Annotated in this window: 15 protein-coding genes; 6 read left to right on the forward strand and 9 right to left on the reverse strand. The window is 60.0% G+C overall.

The window, feature by feature from the left end:
- The first annotated feature begins 73 nt into the window (after nt 1-73).
- Nucleotides 74-2083 carry a DNA helicase Rep gene (gene rep / locus KRR23_RS22755; protein ID WP_054594630.1) on the forward strand — a complete coding sequence of 670 codons (2010 nt, stop codon included), beginning with the start codon at nt 74-76 and terminating at the stop codon, nt 2081-2083.
- A 57-nt stretch (nt 2084-2140) separates the two neighbouring features.
- Entirely contained in the window at nt 2141-2713 is a 573-nt protein-coding gene (locus KRR23_RS22760) for a xanthine phosphoribosyltransferase (protein ID WP_054594631.1), read from the forward strand.
- A 168-nt stretch (nt 2714-2881) separates the two neighbouring features.
- Here KRR23_RS22760 and KRR23_RS22765 read toward each other — a convergent pair whose 3' ends face one another.
- The 6 genes from KRR23_RS22765 to dadA all read right to left on the reverse strand — a co-directional run bounded on the left by KRR23_RS22765 (nt 2882) and on the right by dadA (nt 9019).
- Entirely contained in the window at nt 2882-4804 is a 1923-nt protein-coding gene (locus tag KRR23_RS22765; RefSeq protein ID WP_216744348.1) for an acetyl-CoA hydrolase/transferase C-terminal domain-containing protein, read from the reverse strand.
- 134 nt (nt 4805-4938) lie between these two features.
- Nucleotides 4939-5355 carry a cytochrome c5 family protein gene (locus KRR23_RS22770; protein WP_019694257.1) on the reverse strand — a complete coding sequence of 139 codons (417 nt, stop codon included), beginning with the start codon at nt 5353-5355 and terminating at the stop codon, nt 4939-4941.
- Nucleotides 5356-5538: 183 nt separating this feature from the next.
- Nucleotides 5539-6087, reverse strand: a complete 549-nt coding sequence (locus tag KRR23_RS22775) for a cupin domain-containing protein (RefSeq protein WP_019694258.1) — start codon at nt 6085-6087, stop codon at nt 5539-5541.
- Between the two features lie 127 nt (nt 6088-6214).
- Nucleotides 6215-7288 (reverse strand): alanine racemase, encoded by a 1074-nt coding sequence (gene alr, locus KRR23_RS22780; RefSeq protein WP_216744349.1) that lies wholly within the window; start codon nt 7286-7288, stop codon nt 6215-6217.
- 101 nt (nt 7289-7389) lie between these two features.
- The gene (locus KRR23_RS22785) at nt 7390-7743 is read right to left on the reverse strand and encodes a RidA family protein (protein WP_216744350.1); all 354 of its coding nucleotides are present in this window, start codon (nt 7741-7743) and stop codon (nt 7390-7392) included.
- On the reverse strand, nt 7715-9019 hold the full coding sequence (dadA, locus tag KRR23_RS22790) for a D-amino acid dehydrogenase (protein ID WP_216744351.1): 1305 nt from the start codon (nt 9017-9019) through the stop codon (nt 7715-7717). Before dadA ends, KRR23_RS22785 begins: the two co-directional genes overlap by 29 nt.
- Before the next feature lie 156 nt (nt 9020-9175).
- On the opposite strand from dadA, the gene KRR23_RS22795 reads away from it, so the two are divergent.
- Nucleotides 9176-9664: an Lrp/AsnC ligand binding domain-containing protein gene (locus tag KRR23_RS22795; protein WP_003206849.1), complete on the forward strand. Its 489-nt coding sequence runs from the start codon at nt 9176-9178 to the stop codon at nt 9662-9664.
- A 61-nt stretch (nt 9665-9725) separates the two neighbouring features.
- On the opposite strand, the gene KRR23_RS22800 is transcribed toward KRR23_RS22795, so the two are convergent.
- The gene (locus KRR23_RS22800) at nt 9726-10079 is read right to left on the reverse strand and encodes a YkgJ family cysteine cluster protein (protein ID WP_054594636.1); all 354 of its coding nucleotides are present in this window, start codon (nt 10077-10079) and stop codon (nt 9726-9728) included.
- Nucleotides 10080-10228: 149 nt separating this feature from the next.
- On the opposite strand from KRR23_RS22800, the gene KRR23_RS22805 reads away from it, so the two are divergent.
- On the forward strand, nt 10229-11542 hold the full coding sequence (locus tag KRR23_RS22805) for an FAD-binding oxidoreductase (protein ID WP_216744352.1): 1314 nt from the start codon (nt 10229-10231) through the stop codon (nt 11540-11542).
- A gap of 135 nt (nt 11543-11677) precedes the next feature.
- On the opposite strand, the gene KRR23_RS22810 is transcribed toward KRR23_RS22805, so the two are convergent.
- Nucleotides 11678-11923 carry a DUF1127 domain-containing protein gene (locus KRR23_RS22810; RefSeq protein ID WP_216744353.1) on the reverse strand — a complete coding sequence of 82 codons (246 nt, stop codon included), beginning with the start codon at nt 11921-11923 and terminating at the stop codon, nt 11678-11680.
- Nucleotides 11924-12101: 178 nt separating this feature from the next.
- Between KRR23_RS22810 and KRR23_RS22815 the strand changes: the two genes are divergently transcribed.
- Nucleotides 12102-13532 carry a PLP-dependent aminotransferase family protein gene (locus KRR23_RS22815; protein ID WP_216744354.1) on the forward strand — a complete coding sequence of 477 codons (1431 nt, stop codon included), beginning with the start codon at nt 12102-12104 and terminating at the stop codon, nt 13530-13532.
- 87 nt (nt 13533-13619) lie between these two features.
- Nucleotides 13620-15185, forward strand: coding sequence for a phospholipase D family protein (locus KRR23_RS22820; protein ID WP_216744355.1), 1566 nt, complete (start codon nt 13620-13622; stop codon nt 15183-15185).
- 32 nt (nt 15186-15217) lie between these two features.
- Here KRR23_RS22820 and KRR23_RS22825 read toward each other — a convergent pair whose 3' ends face one another.
- Nucleotides 15218-16360, reverse strand: coding sequence for an MFS transporter (locus KRR23_RS22825; protein WP_216744356.1), 1143 nt, complete (start codon nt 16358-16360; stop codon nt 15218-15220).
- Between the last annotated feature and the right edge of the window lie 186 nt (nt 16361-16546).

Raw genomic sequence — 16546 nt, forward strand, 5'->3', positions numbered from 1 at the left:
CGGAGAGAGGCAGCAGAATCTGTGCATCCTGTTAAAATGCCCGCCCTTTTCGCAAACGACTCCCTTTTCCGTCATGTCCCGACTCAATCCCCGGCAGCAAGAAGCCGTGAGCTACGTCGGCGGCCCACTTTTGGTGCTCGCCGGTGCTGGCTCCGGCAAGACCAGTGTTATCACCCGCAAAATCGCCCACCTGATCCAGAGCTGCGGCATTCGTGCCCAGTACATCGTCGCCATGACCTTTACCAACAAGGCCGCGCGCGAGATGAAGGAGCGGGTCGGCACGTTGCTCAAGGGTGGTGAAGGACGCGGTCTGACGGTGTGCACATTCCACAACCTTGGGCTGAACATCATCCGCAAGGAGCATGTGCGACTGGGCTACAAACCCGGTTTCTCGATTTTCGACGAGACCGACGTCAAAGCCCTGATGACCGACATCATGCAAAAGGAATACTCGGGCGACGACGGCGTCGACGAGATCAAGAACATGATCGGCGCCTGGAAGAACGACCTGATCCTGCCGCCCGAAGCCCTGGAGAACGCCCGCAACCCCAAGGAGCAGACCGCTGCCATCGTCTACACCCACTATCAGCGCACGCTCAAGGCGTTCAACGCAGTAGATTTCGACGACCTGATCCTGTTGCCGGTAAAGCTGTTCCAGGAACACGCCGACATTCTCGAAAAGTGGCAGAACAAGGTCCGCTACCTGCTGGTGGACGAATACCAGGACACCAACGCCAGCCAGTACCTGCTGGTGAAGTTGCTGATCGGTACCCGAAACCAGTTCACCGTGGTGGGCGACGATGACCAGTCGATCTACGCCTGGCGTGGTGCCCGTCCAGAAAACCTGATGCTGCTCAAGGACGACTATCCGTCCTTGAAAGTGGTGATGCTGGAGCAAAACTACCGCTCCACCAGCCGCATCCTGCGCTGCGCCAACGTGCTGATCTCGAACAACCCCCACGAGTTTGAAAAACAGCTGTGGAGCGAGATGGGCCATGGCGACGAGATCCGGGTGATCCGCTGCCGCAACGAAGACGCCGAAGCCGAGCGCGTGGCCGTGGAAATCCTCAGCCTGCACCTGCGCACCGACCGCCCGTACAGCGATTTCGCAATCCTCTACCGCGGTAACTACCAGGCCAAGCTGATCGAGCTGAAGCTGCAACACCACCAGGTCCCTTATCGACTTTCCGGTGGCAACAGCTTCTTCGGACGTCAGGAAGTCAAAGACCTGATGGCCTACTTCCGCCTGATCGTGAACCCGGATGACGACAACGCCTTCCTGCGGGTGATCAACGTCCCACGCCGGGAAATCGGTTCGACCACGCTGGAGAAGCTCGGCAACTACGCGACCGAACGCAAGATCTCGATGTATGCCGCGACCGATGAAATCGGCCTGGGCGAACATCTGGACAGCCGCTTCACCGATCGTCTGGCACGCTTCAAGCGCTTCATGGACCGCGTGCGCGAGCAGTGTGCCGGCGAAGACCCGATCTCCGCCCTGCGTAGCATGGTCATGGACATCGACTACGAGAACTGGCTGCGCACCAACAGCTCCAGCGACAAGGCCGCCGACTACCGCATGGGTAACGTCTGGTTCCTGATCGAGGCGCTGAAGAACACCCTGGAAAAAGATGAAGACGGCGAAATGACCGTCGAAGACGCGATCGGCAAGCTGGTCTTGCGCGACATGCTCGAACGTCAGCAGGAAGAGGAAGACGGCGCCGAAGGCGTGCAGATGATGACCTTGCACGCCTCCAAGGGTCTGGAATTCCCCTACGTGTTCATCATGGGTATGGAAGAGGAAATCCTCCCGCACCGCTCCAGCATCGAAGCCGACACCATCGAAGAAGAACGCCGTTTGGCCTACGTCGGGATTACCCGCGCACGCCAGACCCTGGCGTTTACCTTTGCCGCCAAGCGCAAACAGTACGGCGAAATCATCGACTGCTCGCCGAGCCGTTTCCTCGATGAACTGCCGCCGGACGATCTGGCGTGGGAAGGCAACGACGACACCCCGACCGAAGTCAAAGCCGTACGTGGCAATAGCGCATTGGCGGATATACGCGCGATGTTAAAACGCTAGAATCGGCTACTTTTTAATCTACTTTCGGCGCCCGCAGCGCCAACAGAGGAAGCTGTTGTGGAAGCACTGCACAAGAAAATTCGCGAAGAAGGCATCGTGCTTTCCGACCAGGTCCTGAAAGTCGACGCCTTTCTGAACCACCAGATCGACCCGCAATTGATGAAGCTGATCGGCGACGAATTCGCCACGCTGTTCAAGGATTCGGGGATCACCAAGATCGTCACCATCGAAGCATCGGGCATCGCTCCAGCGATCATGACCGGTCTGAACCTCGGCGTGCCGGTGATCTTCGCCCGCAAGCACCAGTCCCTGACCCTGACTGAAAACCTGCTGTCGGCGAGCGTTTACTCGTTCACCAAGCAAACCGAAAGCACCGTGGCTATCTCCCCACGCCATCTGACCAGCAGTGACCGCGTGCTGATCATCGACGACTTCCTGGCCAACGGTAAGGCGTCGCAGGCGCTGATCTCGATCATCAAACAGGCCGGCGCCACCGTGGCAGGCCTGGGTATCGTGATCGAGAAGTCGTTCCAGGGCGGCCGCGCCGAGCTGGACGCGCAAGGCTACCGCGTCGAATCCCTGGCCCGGGTCAAATCCCTGGCCGACGGCGTCGTGACCTTTATCGAGTAAAAGTCAGCGCTAAACGCTCTTGTGGCGAGGGGGCTTGCCCCCGCTGGGGTGCAAAGCGCCCCCAAACCCAGCCACCGCGCATGTTCAGATAGAACGCAACTGCTGATTTTACGACTGCTTTGCAGCCGAGCGGGGGCAAGCCCCCTCGCCACAGTTGCGTCCAACCAGTTAATGCGCGGTAGCTTTCAGGCCTGCCAGCAACAGCCGCTGATACAAGTCCTCTTTCAAGCCTTCCGGCTTCGTCAGCTGCATCCGCTCCAGATGAACCGGGTACTCCGAGGGCTCCGGTGCATCCAGCGCAGCCTTGCCCAGCTCCAGAATCTCAGTGAGTTTGAACTTGCTCTTGAGCCAGTTCAGCGCCCGCAACAAATCCCGTTCCTCGCTGCTGAAATCACTGCCCAACGGATACTCCGGAAACAACCGCGGGTGCCGTGCAGCAATCGCCTGCAAGCGCTGTGGGCTGTTGTCGGTGAAACGCGGATCGAGGCGAAAATCCTTCGGCAGCTTGCCGGCCTTCTGCGCCTGTTCGATCAAGTCTGGCTGGAAGCGTGAATCGCTGATGTTGAGCAACGCTTCGATCACCTTCGCATCGGTCTTGCCGCGTAAATCGGCAATGCCGTACTCGGTGATCACAATGTCGCGCAAGTGCCGTGGAATCGTGCAGTGGCCGTACGCCCAGACCATGTTCGAGCTCACTTCACCGCCCGACTCACGCCAGCTGCGCAGGATCAGAATCGAGCGTGCACCTTCCAGCGCATGGCCCTGGACGACGAAGTTGTATTGCCCACCGACACCGCTGAGCACCCGCCCGTCTTCCAACTGATCAGCGACCCCTGCACCCATCAAGGTCATCGTGAACGCGCTGTTGATGAAACGCGCATCCAAGCGCTGCAAGCGCTTGAGCCCTTCCTGGCCGTACAGCTCGTTGATGTAACTGATGGCAGTCATGTTGAATTCAGCGAGCTTGCTGTGGGGTAAATCCCGCAACCGCTGATAGAAACTACGCGGCCCAAGGAAAAAACCACCATGTATCGAGATGCCGCCCACTTGAGCCGACTCATCCAGGGTCCCGGCATTGGCGTGCTGTTGCAGGGCAACGCTCGGATAAACCTTACGCCGCACGATTCCGGCGTCGGACAACGCCAGCAGACCGTTGACGAACATCTCGCTGCAACCATAAAGCCCCTTGGCGAAAGGTTCCACGCCGCCTTCACGGCTAATCAGTGGCGCCCAGTAATGCGCATCAAGGTCCGTCAACAGCGCACGGTAGCCGTCGTTATCTGCCTGCCGAGCCAGCAACGCGGCAGTCAGTGCGTCGCCCATGGCACCAATTCCGATTTGCAGGGTGCCGCCGTCCCGCACCAGGGTGCTGGCATGCAGGCCGATGAAGTGATCCTGAACGCCCACCGGCATGTTTGGTGTGGAAAACAGCGTGCTGCCCTCCTCCTCGTCGATCAGCAAATCGAACGCCTCACGGTCGACTTCCGAGTCCCCCGGCATGTACGGCAGATCCCGATGGACCTGGCCGAGCAGCAGGATGGTTTCCCCGGCAGCGCGGCGCTTGGCGATCATTGGCAACAGGTCGAGGGTGATGTCCGGGTTGCAGCTCAGGCTCAGTCGATCCGGCTGTTGCGAGTCATGGGCCACCAGTTGCGCTACCAGGTTCAACCCGGCCGCATTGATATCCCGAGCGGCGTGGCTGTAGTTGCTGCTGACGTAGTCCTGCTGCGCCGATGCGCTGTGCAGCAAGCTGCCCGGCTGCATGAAGAACTGCTCGATGTGAATGTTCGCCGGGAGGCTGTCACGGTGCAGGTCGGCAAGAAAATCCAGCTCGGGATAGTCGCCAAACACTCGCTCGATGAAGGGTTCCAGAAAGCGCCGCTGCAAACCGTCGCCCAATGCCGGACGTCCAAGACTCAACGCGGTGTACACCGTCAACTGCCGCTCGGGCAGTTGGGCAATGCGCTGATAGAGCGCGTTGACGAAACGGTTGGGTTTGCCCAGCCCCAGCGGCAGGCCGAGGTGAATATGCGCAGGCAAACGTGCGAGCACATCATCGACTGCCTGTTCGATTGATACCGACTGCACCATCAGACCCTCCTGACCTGTCCTTGAATTGAGGTGGGTCCGAGCTTGCCGCGTCCTGATCGTCATGACCAGTCTCAAGGTCAAATCCCAGGTACAAAAAAGCCGCTCGCAAGCGGCTTTTTCGCTGAAGACGGGGCTTATTTCAGGCCGGACATCTTCTGGATGGCGCCTTCAAGGTCTTTCACTTCGCAGTCGCTGCAGGTGCCTTTTGGCGGCATCGCATTGAGACCTGTCAGCGCTACTTTCGCCAGGCCAGCAGCAGTGCCGCCTTCTTTGTCGGCGCGTTTTTTCCAGTCTGCAGCATCACCGATTTTCGGTGCGCCCAGCAGACCCGTGCCGTGGCAAGCATTGCAATGTTTGGCAATGATTTCATCGGGAGTTTTCGCTGCACCGCCGCCTACCGAAGCGGCGACTTCCATCCCCTTGCACTCCTGACCTTGTACACAGACCTGGCCGACGGGCTCAAGGCGTTTGGCGATATCGTCAGTGGTCGACGCTTGTGCGCTGACTGCCCAAAGGGCCAATACGGTTGCTGGTGCGGCCAGCATTTTCATAATTAGATTCACGCGTACACCCTCAATGGTGGCTAGTCACGCCCACGGCCACGGTTTCGCAGGCGGGCGCAAGTATAGCGGTTAGCCCGCCACACTGAAACAACCCTAAAGTCCAAGGGGTATTAAGTCGTGGCGAAATACAGCATGGGGCGACTCGCAAAACCTTGCCGGACGCCTGTTTTCTTAGAAATTCGCCGGTGTGGCTGCGCTAATTAGTCGCGCTGGCGCATCGAACGGATTTCGGAAACGGTGCGGTTTGGTGCTTTCGAAATAGTAGCTGTCACCGGCCTCGAGCACGAATGTCTCGAGCCCGACCACCAACTCCAGCCGACCTTCGAGCAGAATCCCGGTTTCCTCGCCCTCATGGGTGAGCATCTCTTCACCGGTATCGGCGCCTGGCGGGTAGATCTCGTTGAGGAACGCGATAGCACGGCTCGGATGAGCCTTGCCGACCAGTTTCATGGTCACGGCACCATCGGAGATATCGATCAGCTCATTGGCTTTGTAGACGATCTGCGTCGGTTTTTCCTGAAGAATTTCTTCGGAAAAGAACTCGACCATGGACATGGGGATGCCGCCAAGTACCTTCCTCAGCGAACTGATCGAAGGGCTGACGCTGTTTTTCTCGATCATTGAAATGGTGCTATTGGTAACGCCTGCCCGCTTGGCGAGCTCTCGCTGGGATAGACCTTTCAGTTTACGGATCGATTGCAGTCGTTCACCGACGTCCAATGCATTAGCCTCCCAGGATTCAGATTGTGTAGATAGTGAGCGTTATCATGGCGACAGCGTTCAGTATTTACAACACTTGGGGCTGAATCCTGTTTGGCAAAGCGACTTCTGGTCTCGACTGCCAGCCTCAACTCCCGGAGTAGAGCAGCGGTACGCGACGCAGGTTGCAGAAAATCTGATAAGGAATGGTCCCGGCAGCCATGGCTACGTCGCTGGCCAGGATGTTTTTACCCCACAATTCGACCGTCGAACCGAGGCCGGCCTGCGGCACATCAGTCAAATCGATGCAGAGCATGTCCATCGACACTCGCCCCAGCAGCTGGCTACGCTGCCCGGCCACCAATACCGGCGTACCGGTAGGCGCCTGACGTGGATATCCGTCGGCATAGCCCATGGCGACCACACCGATGCGCATCGGCTTTTGGGTGATGAACTTGGCACCGTAGCCCACCGGCTCACCGGCCGGCAGCTCGCGCACGCTGATGACTTTCGATTCCAGGGTCATCACCGGTTGCAAGCGTGCTGCCACGGGATTGGGCTCTTCAAAAGGTGTCGCGCCGTAGAGCATGATGCCTGGGCGCACCCAGTCGCTCGGCACCTGCGGCCAGCCCAGCACCGCTGGCGAGTTACACAAGCTGACCTGTGCCGACAAGCCCTGACGCGCCGCTTCAAACACCGCAACCTGCTCTGCCGCGCTGCTGCTATGCAGCTCATCGGCACGCGCAAAGTGACTCATCAGTACGATCTTCGAGACTTTGCCGCTGGCCAGCAAACGTTGATACGCCGCCTGATAATCCGCCGGATGCAGGCCGACCCGGTGCATGCCCGAATCCAGCTTGAGCCAGACCGTGATCGGCTTGCTCAACGCGGCTTTCTCGATTGCTTCGAGCTGCCACAGCGAATGCACCACGCACCAGAAGTCATGCTCAACGATCAGCGACAGCTCATCGGCTTCGAAAAAGCCTTCGAGCAGCAGGACCGGCGCACGGATACCGGCGGCGCGCAGTTCCAGGGCTTCTTCGATGCAAGCCACGGCGAAACCGTCCGCCTCGGCCTCCAGGGCCTGGGCACAGCGCACCGCACCATGGCCGTAGGCATCGGCCTTGATCACCGCGAGGGCGCGAGCCCCCGAGACTTCTCGGGCCAGTTGGTAGTTATGACGCAGGGCTTGAAGATCGATCAGGGCACGGGCAGGACGCATGGCGGCAGACTTCTAGGCGGTCATGGGGAAGAAAAAACCGGCGCGACTGACGGCGTGAACCGCCAGCAACACCGGGAGAGGGATCGTTGCTTAAACAGACCCTAAGGCAGAGCAGCCACTACCGACAGCTCAACCAGGATTTCCGGTTCGCACAGCTTGGCTTCAACTGTCGCACGGGCGGGCGCGACATTCTTTGGCAACCAAGTGTCCCAGACACTGTTCATGCCCTCGAAATGGGCATCGATGTCTTTCAGGTAAATCGTCACCGACAGCAGTTTGGTCTTGTCGGTCCCGGCCAGATCCAGCAAACGCTCGATGTTGGCGAGGGTTTCACGGGTCTGCTGTTCAATCCCGGCACTCATGTCGTCTCCGACTTGCCCTGCCAGATACACGGTACCGTTGTGGACAACGATCTGGCTCATGCGCTCATTGGTGAGCTGGCGCTGGATTGACATGCTTTTCAGACTCCTTTGGGGTGTTGCCATAACGGGAAATATCGAGGCCTTCAGCACTGATCTGCGGCGTTTTCTTCGCCATCAGGTCAGCCAGCAAGCGGCCGGAGCCACACGCCATGGTCCAGCCGAGTGTGCCGTGACCGGTGTTCAGGAACAGGTTCTTGAACGGGGTGGCGCCAACAATCGGCGTGCCGTCCGGTGTGGTTGGACGCAGGCCGGTCCAGAAACTCGCCTCGGCGAGGTCGCCGCCCTGAGGATAAAGATCGTTGACGATCATCTCCAGCGTTTCGCGTCGACGCGGGTTCAGCGACAGGTCAAAACCAGCTATCTCAGCCATGCCGCCGACACGAATGCGGGTATCGAAACGGGTGATCGCAACCTTGTAGGTCTCGTCGAGAATAGTCGATGTCGGGGCCATCGCCGGATTAGTGATCGGCACGGTCAGTGAGTAACCCTTGAGCGGGTACACCGGGGCCTTGATGCCCAACGGCTTGAGCAACTTCGGCGAGTAGCTGCCGAGCGCCAATACGTAGCGGTCGGCGGTTTCCAGCTTGCCGTCGATCCATACGCCGTTGATCCGGTCACCGGCGTAGTCGAGGCGCTGAATGTCCTGGTCAAAGCGGAACTCCACGCCCAGTTTCACGGCCATTTCGGCCAGGCGCGTGGTGAAGATCTGGCAGTCGCCGGTCTGGTCGTTCGGCAGGCGCAAGGCACCGGCGAGGATATCGGTCACGCTGGCCAGCGCCGGTTCGACGCGGGCAATGCCGGCGCGGTCGAGCAGTTCAAATGGCACGCCGGACTCTTTCAGGACCGCAATGTCTTTTGCCGCGCCATCCAGCTGCGCCTGAGTGCGGAACAGTTGAGTGGTCCCCAGGGTGCGGCCTTCGTAGGTAATGCCGGTTTCAGCACGCAGTTCATCGAGGCAGTCACGGCTGTACTCGGACAGACGGACCATGCGCTCCTTGTTCACCGCATAACGGTTGGCGGTGCAGTTGCGCAGCATCTGCGCCATCCACAGGTATTGGTCGATATCGGCGGTGGCCTTGATCGCCAGCGGTGCGTGGCGTTGCAGCAGCCATTTGATGGCTTTGAGCGGCACACCCGGCGCAGCCCACGGCGAGGCATAGCCCGGCGAGACCTGGCCGGCGTTGGCGAAACTGGTTTCCATGGCGGCAGCCGGCTGACGGTCTACAACCGTTACTTCAAACCCGGCCCGAGCCAGATAGTAGGCACTGGCGGTACCGATGACGCCGCTACCCAAGACCAGAACGCGCATTTTCGTATCCCTCATCGCGGCTTACCGCTGACGTTTGTTGTTCAAATCACAGATGTGCGCAGTGTAAAAAACATTGACCAGTGCTTTTCACTATATAAGCACCTATATTTGGCGACAATTCTCGGCGAAATAGCTTTTTACGGAGGCGCATCCCCTATGCGGACCAATACTCAGACCAAACGCGAACTGGACAAGATCGACCGTAATATCCTGCGCATCCTTCAGGCGGACGGGCGGATTTCGTTTACCGAGCTTGGGGAGAAAGTCGGGTTGTCGACCACGCCCTGCACCGAGCGGGTGCGACGCCTGGAGCGCGAAGGGATCATCATGGGCTACAACGCCCGGCTTAACCCGCAGCACCTCAAGGGGAGCCTGCTGGTGTTCGTCGAGATCAGCCTCGACTACAAGTCTGGCGATACCTTTGAAGAGTTCCGACGCGCCGTGCTGAAACTGCCACACGTACTGGAATGCCACCTGGTGTCAGGGGATTTCGACTACCTGGTGAAAGCGCGGATTTCCGAGATGGCCTCGTACCGCAAACTGCTGGGCGACATCCTGCTCAAATTGCCCCACGTGCGTGAGTCCAAGAGCTATATCGTGATGGAAGAAGTGAAAGAGAGCCTGAACCTGCCAATTCCGGATTGAAGATCAAAAGATCGCAGCCTTCGGCAGCTCTTACGGGTGTACGCGCGCAGGCTGCAATCTTTTAAACCAACACCTGCCGGGTGCTGGCCATGTATTCATGGATCTGCTTCTCGACCCGAGGGTGAATCAACTCCACCGGGCGGCGGCCGTTGGGGCACGGCAGGGTTGCCGTGGTGCCGAACAGCCGACAGATCAACGGCCGCTCGTCATACACCGTGCAGCCATCGGGGCCCAGGTGCACACAGTTCAGTTCATCCATTGCAGCGTCCTGCTCGGCCCTGGTCTTACGCGGCAGACGCGACATTTCTTCTGGCGATGTAGTCACCGGGCCACAGCAGTCATGGCAGCCGGGCACGCACTCAAACGAGGGGATTTGCTGGCGAAGAGCGCGGATTTTCTGACTGTTGCAGCTCATCGAAGCGAGTACCGGGAAAGTGAACGGGGTGGGATTTTGCCCTAAAAGCCTCGCGCCAGACAGCATTAGCCGACCAGTGTTGCCCAGCCCGAAAGGCCCGGCTTATGCTCCGTAAAATTTACTAAACACACGAAACCCGGATGACACACATGAACGCCCGTGTTCAGCAGCCTGCCCCGAACAACCGGCACACAGCGTCTTACTACGCCGCCAGCAGCCTTCCGCAGCCCGATTATCCGGCGCTTGAAGGTGAACTGCTGGCGGACGTGTGCGTGGTGGGCGGCGGGTTTTCCGGGCTGAACACCGCTATCGAGTTGGCCGAACGCGGCCTCAGCGTGGTGCTGCTCGAAGCGCGCAAAATCGGCTGGGGCGCCAGCGGGCGCAACGGCGGACAACTGATTCGCGGGATCGGTCATGGCCTCGATCAGTTTGCCGAGGTGATCGGCACGGACGGCGTCCGTCAGATGAAACTCATGGGCCTGGAAGCGGTGGAGCTCGTCCGGCAACGGGTCGAGCATTTTCAGATCGCCTGCGACCTGACCTGGGGTTACTGCGACCTGGCCAACAAACCTCGCGACCTTGAAGGTTTCGCCGAAGACGCGGCCGAGCTGCGCAGCCTCGGCTATCGCCATGAGACCCGATTGCTGCAAGCCAATGAAATGCACAGTGTGGTCGGTTCCAACCGCTACGTCGGTGGTTTGATCGACATGGGTTCCGGGCATCTGCACCCGTTGAACCTGGCCTTGGGCGAAGCAGCGGCAGCGCAGCAACTGGGCGTGAAGCTGTTCGAACAGTCGGCCGTGACCCGCATCGACTATGGCAGCGAGGTCAAGGTCCACACCGCGCAAGGCTCAGTCCGCGCCAAGACCCTGGTGCTGGGCTGCAACGCCTACCTCAACAACCTGAACCCTGAACTCAGCGGCAAAGTGTTGCCCGCCGGCAGCTACATCATCGCCACCGAACCCTTGAGCGAAGAGCTGGCCCACGCATTACTGCCGCAGAACATGGCGGTCTGCGATCAGCGAGTGGCGCTGGACTACTACCGGCTCTCGGCGGATCGGCGCTTGCTGTTCGGCGGTGCCTGTCACTATTCCGGCCGTGATCCGTCGGACATCGCCGCGTATATGCGACCGAAGATGCTCGACGTTTTCCCGCAACTGGCCGGGGTGAAGATCGACTATCAATGGGGCGGGATGATCGGCATTGGCGCCAACCGCCTGCCGCAGATCGGCCGGCTCAAGGGCCAGCCGAATGTGTATTACGCCCAGGCCTATTCCGGTCATGGGCTGAACGCCACCCACCTGGCGGGCAAGTTGCTGGCCGAAGCCATCAGCGGTCAGCAAGGTGGGGGGTTCGATCTGTTCGCCAAGGTGCCGCACGCCACCTTCCCGGGCGGGAAGTACCTGCGTTCACCGTTGTTGGCGCTCGGGATGTTGTGGCATCGGATGAAAGAGTGGGTCTGAAAGATTCTTTGCGCCCCTACGGATGCCATCGCGGGCAAGCCTAGCGCCTACAGGTCCAGCGTTGATCGCACGACGAATACCATCCCTGTAGGAGCAAGGCTTGCCCGCGATTGGGCCGGGAGAGCGCCAAATAGCTCAAAGCCGCCAAAAGGGTTTGAGCCCCTCCTCCCGCGCCTCTGCACGACTCAGCCCCACATCGCGCAGCTGCTCGGGCGAAAGCTCAAGCAAGGCCTTGCGCGTGTGCAGACGATGCCAGAACAGTCCCCAGCGACCGAGACCGGACGGGGCATTGTGCATCGTTGCCGCGCGCATGCCCTTTTCCTGCCCTGCCTCCAGTTCCTGACTGTGTAACGTCAGCCGCACATCGCTCAAGCCGTTCATTTTGATTGCTCCTGTTTACTTGGGTCGCCAGAGATTCCATGATGCGCGGGGTGGCAAAACCGTTACAGATTCAAAGGAGCTGTATTACATCCATACAGATTTGCCGTTTTAGCGACTGAATCCTGTATTTTTGCCCCATCTGTACTGGTCCCCTGAATCTATTCACCGAGGCTGCACCATGACTCTTTACGTCAACCTCGCCGAATTGCTCGGCACGCGTATCGAACAGGGCTTCTACCGTCCGGGCGATCGACTGCCGTCGGTGCGGGCATTGAGCGTCGAGCACGGGGTCAGCCTGAGTACGGTGCAGCAGGCCTATCGCGTACTGGAGGACAGTGGGCTGGCAATGCCGAAGCCGAAATCCGGCTACTTCGTGCCGGCCGGGCGCGAGTTGCCGGAGTTGCCGGTCGTTGGCCGTCCAGCTCAGCGCCCGGTGGACATTTCCCAGTGGGATCAGGTGCTGGAGCTGATTCGCGCCGTCCCGCGCAAAGACATCGTGCAGCTCGGTCGCGGCATGCCGGACGTCACCACGCCGACCATGAAGCCTCTGCTGCGCGGACTGGCGCGGATCAGTCGACGGCAGGACATGCCCGGCCTGTATTACGACAACATCTACGGAATCCTTGAACTGCGCGAACAGATTGCCCGCTTGATGCTCGACTCCGGCTGTCAACTGAGCGCCAACGACCTGGTGATCACCACCGGCTGCCACGAAGCGCTGTCCACCAGCATTCGCGCGATCTGCGAGCCGGGCGACATCGTGGCCGTCGACTCGCCGAGCTTTCACGGCGCCATGCAGACCCTCAAAGGGCTGGGCATGAAAGCCCTGGAGATTCCCACCGACCCGATTACCGGGATCAGTCTCGAGGCGCTGGAACTGGCGCTGGAACAGTGGCCAATCAAAGCCATACAGTTGACCCCCAACTGCAACAACCCGTTGGGCTACATCATGCCGGAGGCACGCAAACGGGCACTGCTGACCCTGGCACAGCGCTTCGACGTGGCGATCATCGAAGACGATGTGTATGGCGAACTGGCCTACACCTACCCGCGCCCCCGCACGATCAAATCCTTCGACGAAGACGGCCGCGTCCTGCTCTGCAGCTCGTTTTCCAAGACCCTGGCGCCGGGACTGCGCATCGGTTGGGTCGCGCCGGGCAGGTATCTGGAGCGGGTGTTGCACATGAAATACATCAGCACCGGCTCCACCGCCCCGCAGCCACAAATTGCGATTGCCGAATTCCTCAAGGGCGGCCACTTCGAACCGCATTTGCGACGGATGCGCACGCAATACCAGCGCAATCGCGACTTGATGCTCGACTGGGTCAGCCGCTACTTTCCCGCCGGCACCCGTGCCAGCCGTCCGCAAGGCAGCTTCATGCTGTGGATCGAACTGCCGGAAGGTTTCGACACCTTGAAACTGAATCGTGCGCTGAACGATCAAGGCGTACAGATTGCAGTCGGCAGCATTTTTTCCGCCTCGGGCAAATACCGCAATTGCCTGCGCATGAACTACTCGGCCAAACCGACACCGCAGGTTGAAGAGGCGGTGCGCAAGGTCGGCGCGGCAGCGATCAAGCTACTGGCCGAGCATCAAGAGGACAAATGACGCCATCAACTGACGCTTGAGCATTCACGGAGCACTGCCAAATGCCGTGCCATACTCCGGATCCTGCCCATTCGCGGAAACTCCGATTTGCGCCCCAGACAAGCCCTGTTTTTTCTGCCGCTCGTCTCGCTACTGAGCGGCTGCACCTCTCTCACCGTACATCACGAGCCGAGCCAGGCGCTGCCGGCGGCGGACTCTGCGTTCGGGCGTTCGATCAAGGTACAGGCTGCGGCGTATCAGGGCCGTTCCGGCTTCCGCCTGCTGCCCAACAGCAGTGAAGCCTTCATGGCGCGTGCCGAGCTGATTCGCAATGCGCAAAGCAGCCTCGACTTGCAGTACTACATCGTCCACGACGGTGTCAGCACACGGTTGCTGGCGGCGGAGCTGCTCAAGGCCGCCGACCGCGGTGTGCGCATACGCATTCTGCTCGATGACACCACCAGCGATGGCCTGGACCAGATCATCGCCACCCTTGCTGCGCATCCGCAGATTCATATTCGCCTGTTCAACCCGCTGCACCTGGGCCGCAGCACCGGGCTGACCCGCACCATGGGGCGGCTGTTCAATCTGTCTTTGCAGCATCGGCGCATGCACAACAAGCTGTGGCTGGCGGACAACAGTGCAGCCATTGTCGGTGGCCGTAATCTGGGCGATGAATACTTCGACGCCCAACCCGATCTGAACTTCACCGACATCGACATGCTCGGCATCGGCCCGGTGGCCGAGCAGCTCGGACACAGTTTCGACCAGTACTGGAACAGCGCCCTGAGCAAACCGATCGATGAGTTTATCTCGAGCAAACCCACGGCAAAGGATCTGGCCAACACCCGACTGCGACTGCAGGAGTCGCTGGAAGGCACCCGCCAACAGAACCATGCGCTGTACCAGCAACTGAAGATTTACCAGACCCATCCACGCCTGGATGTCTGGCGGCGCGAATTGATCTGGGCCTGGAACCAGGCATTGTGGGACGCACCCAGCAAGGTGCTGGCCAAGGACGAGCCGGATCCGCAACTGCTGCTGACCACCCAACTGGCGCCCGAGTTACAAGGTGTCAGTAACGAGCTGATCATGATCTCGGCCTATTTCGTCCCAGGCCAAACGGGGCTGGTCTACCTGACGGGACGCGCGGATGCCGGGGTTTCCGTCAGCTTGCTGACCAACTCCCTGGACGCCACCGACGTGCCGGCCGTGCACGGTGGCTACGCGCCCTACCGCAAGGCGTTGCTGGAACATGGCGTGAAGTTGTTCGAGTTGCGCCGCCAACCCGGCGAGCACGGCGGCAGTGGTCCGAACCTGTTCCACAGCGCCGCCTCCCGTGGCTCCGTTTCCAGCCTGCACAGCAAGGCGATGATCTTTGACCGACAAAAGGCGTTCATCGGCTCATTCAATTTCGATCCGCGCTCGGTGCTCTGGAACACTGAAGTCGGGGTGCTGGTGGACAGCCCGGAACTCACCGAACAGGTTCGCGAACTGGCCCTGCAAGGTATGTCACCGGCCCTGAGTTACGAGGCCCGGCTAGAGAACGGTCGGATGGTGTGGGTCACTGAAGACAACGGCCAGCCACACACCCTGAGCCGTGAGCCGGGGAGCTGGTGGCGACATTTCAATGCCTGGCTCAGCAAATCGGTGGGGCTGGAGCGGATGCTCTAAGAACTGCATGACCCTGCGCCGGCTGCTACACATTACGCTGGCAGCGCCGTGCCAAACGCCCCTTGGCGCATCAACAGGATCACCAGCCCAAACGCCCCCGCCGCCATCAACAACGGCAAGGCGTGCCCACTGATCCATTGACTGCCGGCACCGGCCGCCAATGGGCCGATCAGACAACCGATACCCCACAATTGCGCAATGTGAGCGTTGGCTCGCACCAATGCATCATCGCGGTAGCGCTCGCCGATCAGAATCAGCGACAAGGTAAACAAGCCGCCGGCACTGGCGCCAAACAGCACCCACAACGGCCAGATCAGCAAGGTCTCGATCAACAGCGGAATCGCCAGGCTCGAGAGCATCAGGATTACCGCACAACCGGCAAACAGCGTACGTCGCGACAGCCGATCCGCCAGCGCGCCAATCGGCAGTTGCAACAAGGCATCGCCGACCACCACGGTGCTTACCATCGCCAGGGCGATTTCAGCGCTGAAGCCCTGGCGCAGGCAATACACCGGCAGCAAGGTCAGGATCATCGCTTCGAAGGCAGCAAACAGCGATACCGCCCAGGCAATCGCCGGCAGGCCACGACAAAAGTTCAGCAAGTCGCTGAACGTCACGCTGCAGGCTTCGCTGCTCGGCGCGCCGCTACGTCCCAACAGCAACAGCGGCGACGTCACCAGCAAACCGACACCGACCCAGAAACCGAAATCGTTGTCGGTGCCCAACGCGCCCAGCAGCAACGGACCGGACAGTTGGCTCAGGGCATAACTGCTGCCATACAGCGCCACCAGCCGCCCGCGCCATTGCTCGACCACCAACTGGTTGATCCAGCTCTCGCCGAGGATGAACACGAGGGTCAGGATCACCCCGATCATCAAACGCAGCACCAGCCAGACCGGATAACTGGGCAACAGCGCCAGCAAACCGATGGAAAACGCCCCGGCCCACAGGCACAGGCGCATCAGATTGGCCGTGCCGAAACGCGCCGCCAGATGGCTAGAGACCTTGGCCCCCAGCAGCACGCCAATCGCCGGCATTGCCGCCATGACACCGATTGCAAATGAGCCGTAACCCCAGCTTTCCAGACGCAACGACACCAACGGCATGCTGACGCCCAAGGCCAGGCCGACGCTCAGGACAGAGGCCAACACGGCGAAATAAGTCGCCCAACGCATGTTCCACGCTCCTGTGGATAATTATTTTTACAAACGGCACAAAACAAATGTGGGAGCGGGCTTGCTCGCGAAGAGGCCAGCACATTCAACATCAATGTTGACTGTTACACCGCCTTCGCGAGCAAGCCCGCTCCCACATTAGACCTGCGTTGTATCGAGCCCCGAATGTGATCGGGGCCCTCTACA

Source organism: Pseudomonas sp. CVAP#3 (genome assembly GCF_018986375.1).
GTDB lineage: Bacteria > Pseudomonadota > Gammaproteobacteria > Pseudomonadales > Pseudomonadaceae > Aquipseudomonas > Aquipseudomonas helvetica.

Excerpts from the sequence above, each read along its gene's own strand:
- dadA (WP_216744351.1), bottom strand. The coding sequence starts at position 9,019 with ATGCGCGTTCTGGTCTTGGGTAGCGGCGTCATCGGTACCGCCAGTGCC.
- KRR23_RS22770 (WP_019694257.1), bottom strand. The coding sequence starts at position 5,355 with ATGAAAATGCTGGCCGCACCAGCAACCGTATTGGCCCTTTGGGCAGTC.
- KRR23_RS22810 (WP_216744353.1), bottom strand. The coding sequence starts at position 11,923 with ATGAACGGCTTGAGCGATGTGCGGCTGACGTTACACAGTCAGGAACTG.
- KRR23_RS22795 (WP_003206849.1), top strand. The coding sequence starts at position 9,176 with ATGCGGACCAATACTCAGACCAAACGCGAACTGGACAAGATCGACCGT.
- rep (WP_054594630.1), top strand. The coding sequence starts at position 74 with ATGTCCCGACTCAATCCCCGGCAGCAAGAAGCCGTGAGCTACGTCGGC.
- alr (WP_216744349.1), bottom strand. The coding sequence starts at position 7,288 with ATGCGTCCTGCCCGTGCCCTGATCGATCTTCAAGCCCTGCGTCATAAC.
- KRR23_RS22765 (WP_216744348.1), bottom strand. The coding sequence starts at position 4,804 with ATGGTGCAGTCGGTATCAATCGAACAGGCAGTCGATGATGTGCTCGCA.
- KRR23_RS22815 (WP_216744354.1), top strand. The coding sequence starts at position 12,102 with ATGACTCTTTACGTCAACCTCGCCGAATTGCTCGGCACGCGTATCGAA.
- KRR23_RS22800 (WP_054594636.1), bottom strand. The coding sequence starts at position 10,079 with ATGAGCTGCAACAGTCAGAAAATCCGCGCTCTTCGCCAGCAAATCCCC.
- KRR23_RS22805 (WP_216744352.1), top strand. The coding sequence starts at position 10,229 with ATGAACGCCCGTGTTCAGCAGCCTGCCCCGAACAACCGGCACACAGCG.
- KRR23_RS22825 (WP_216744356.1), bottom strand. The coding sequence starts at position 16,360 with ATGCGTTGGGCGACTTATTTCGCCGTGTTGGCCTCTGTCCTGAGCGTC.
- KRR23_RS22785 (WP_216744350.1), bottom strand. The coding sequence starts at position 7,743 with ATGTCAATCCAGCGCCAGCTCACCAATGAGCGCATGAGCCAGATCGTT.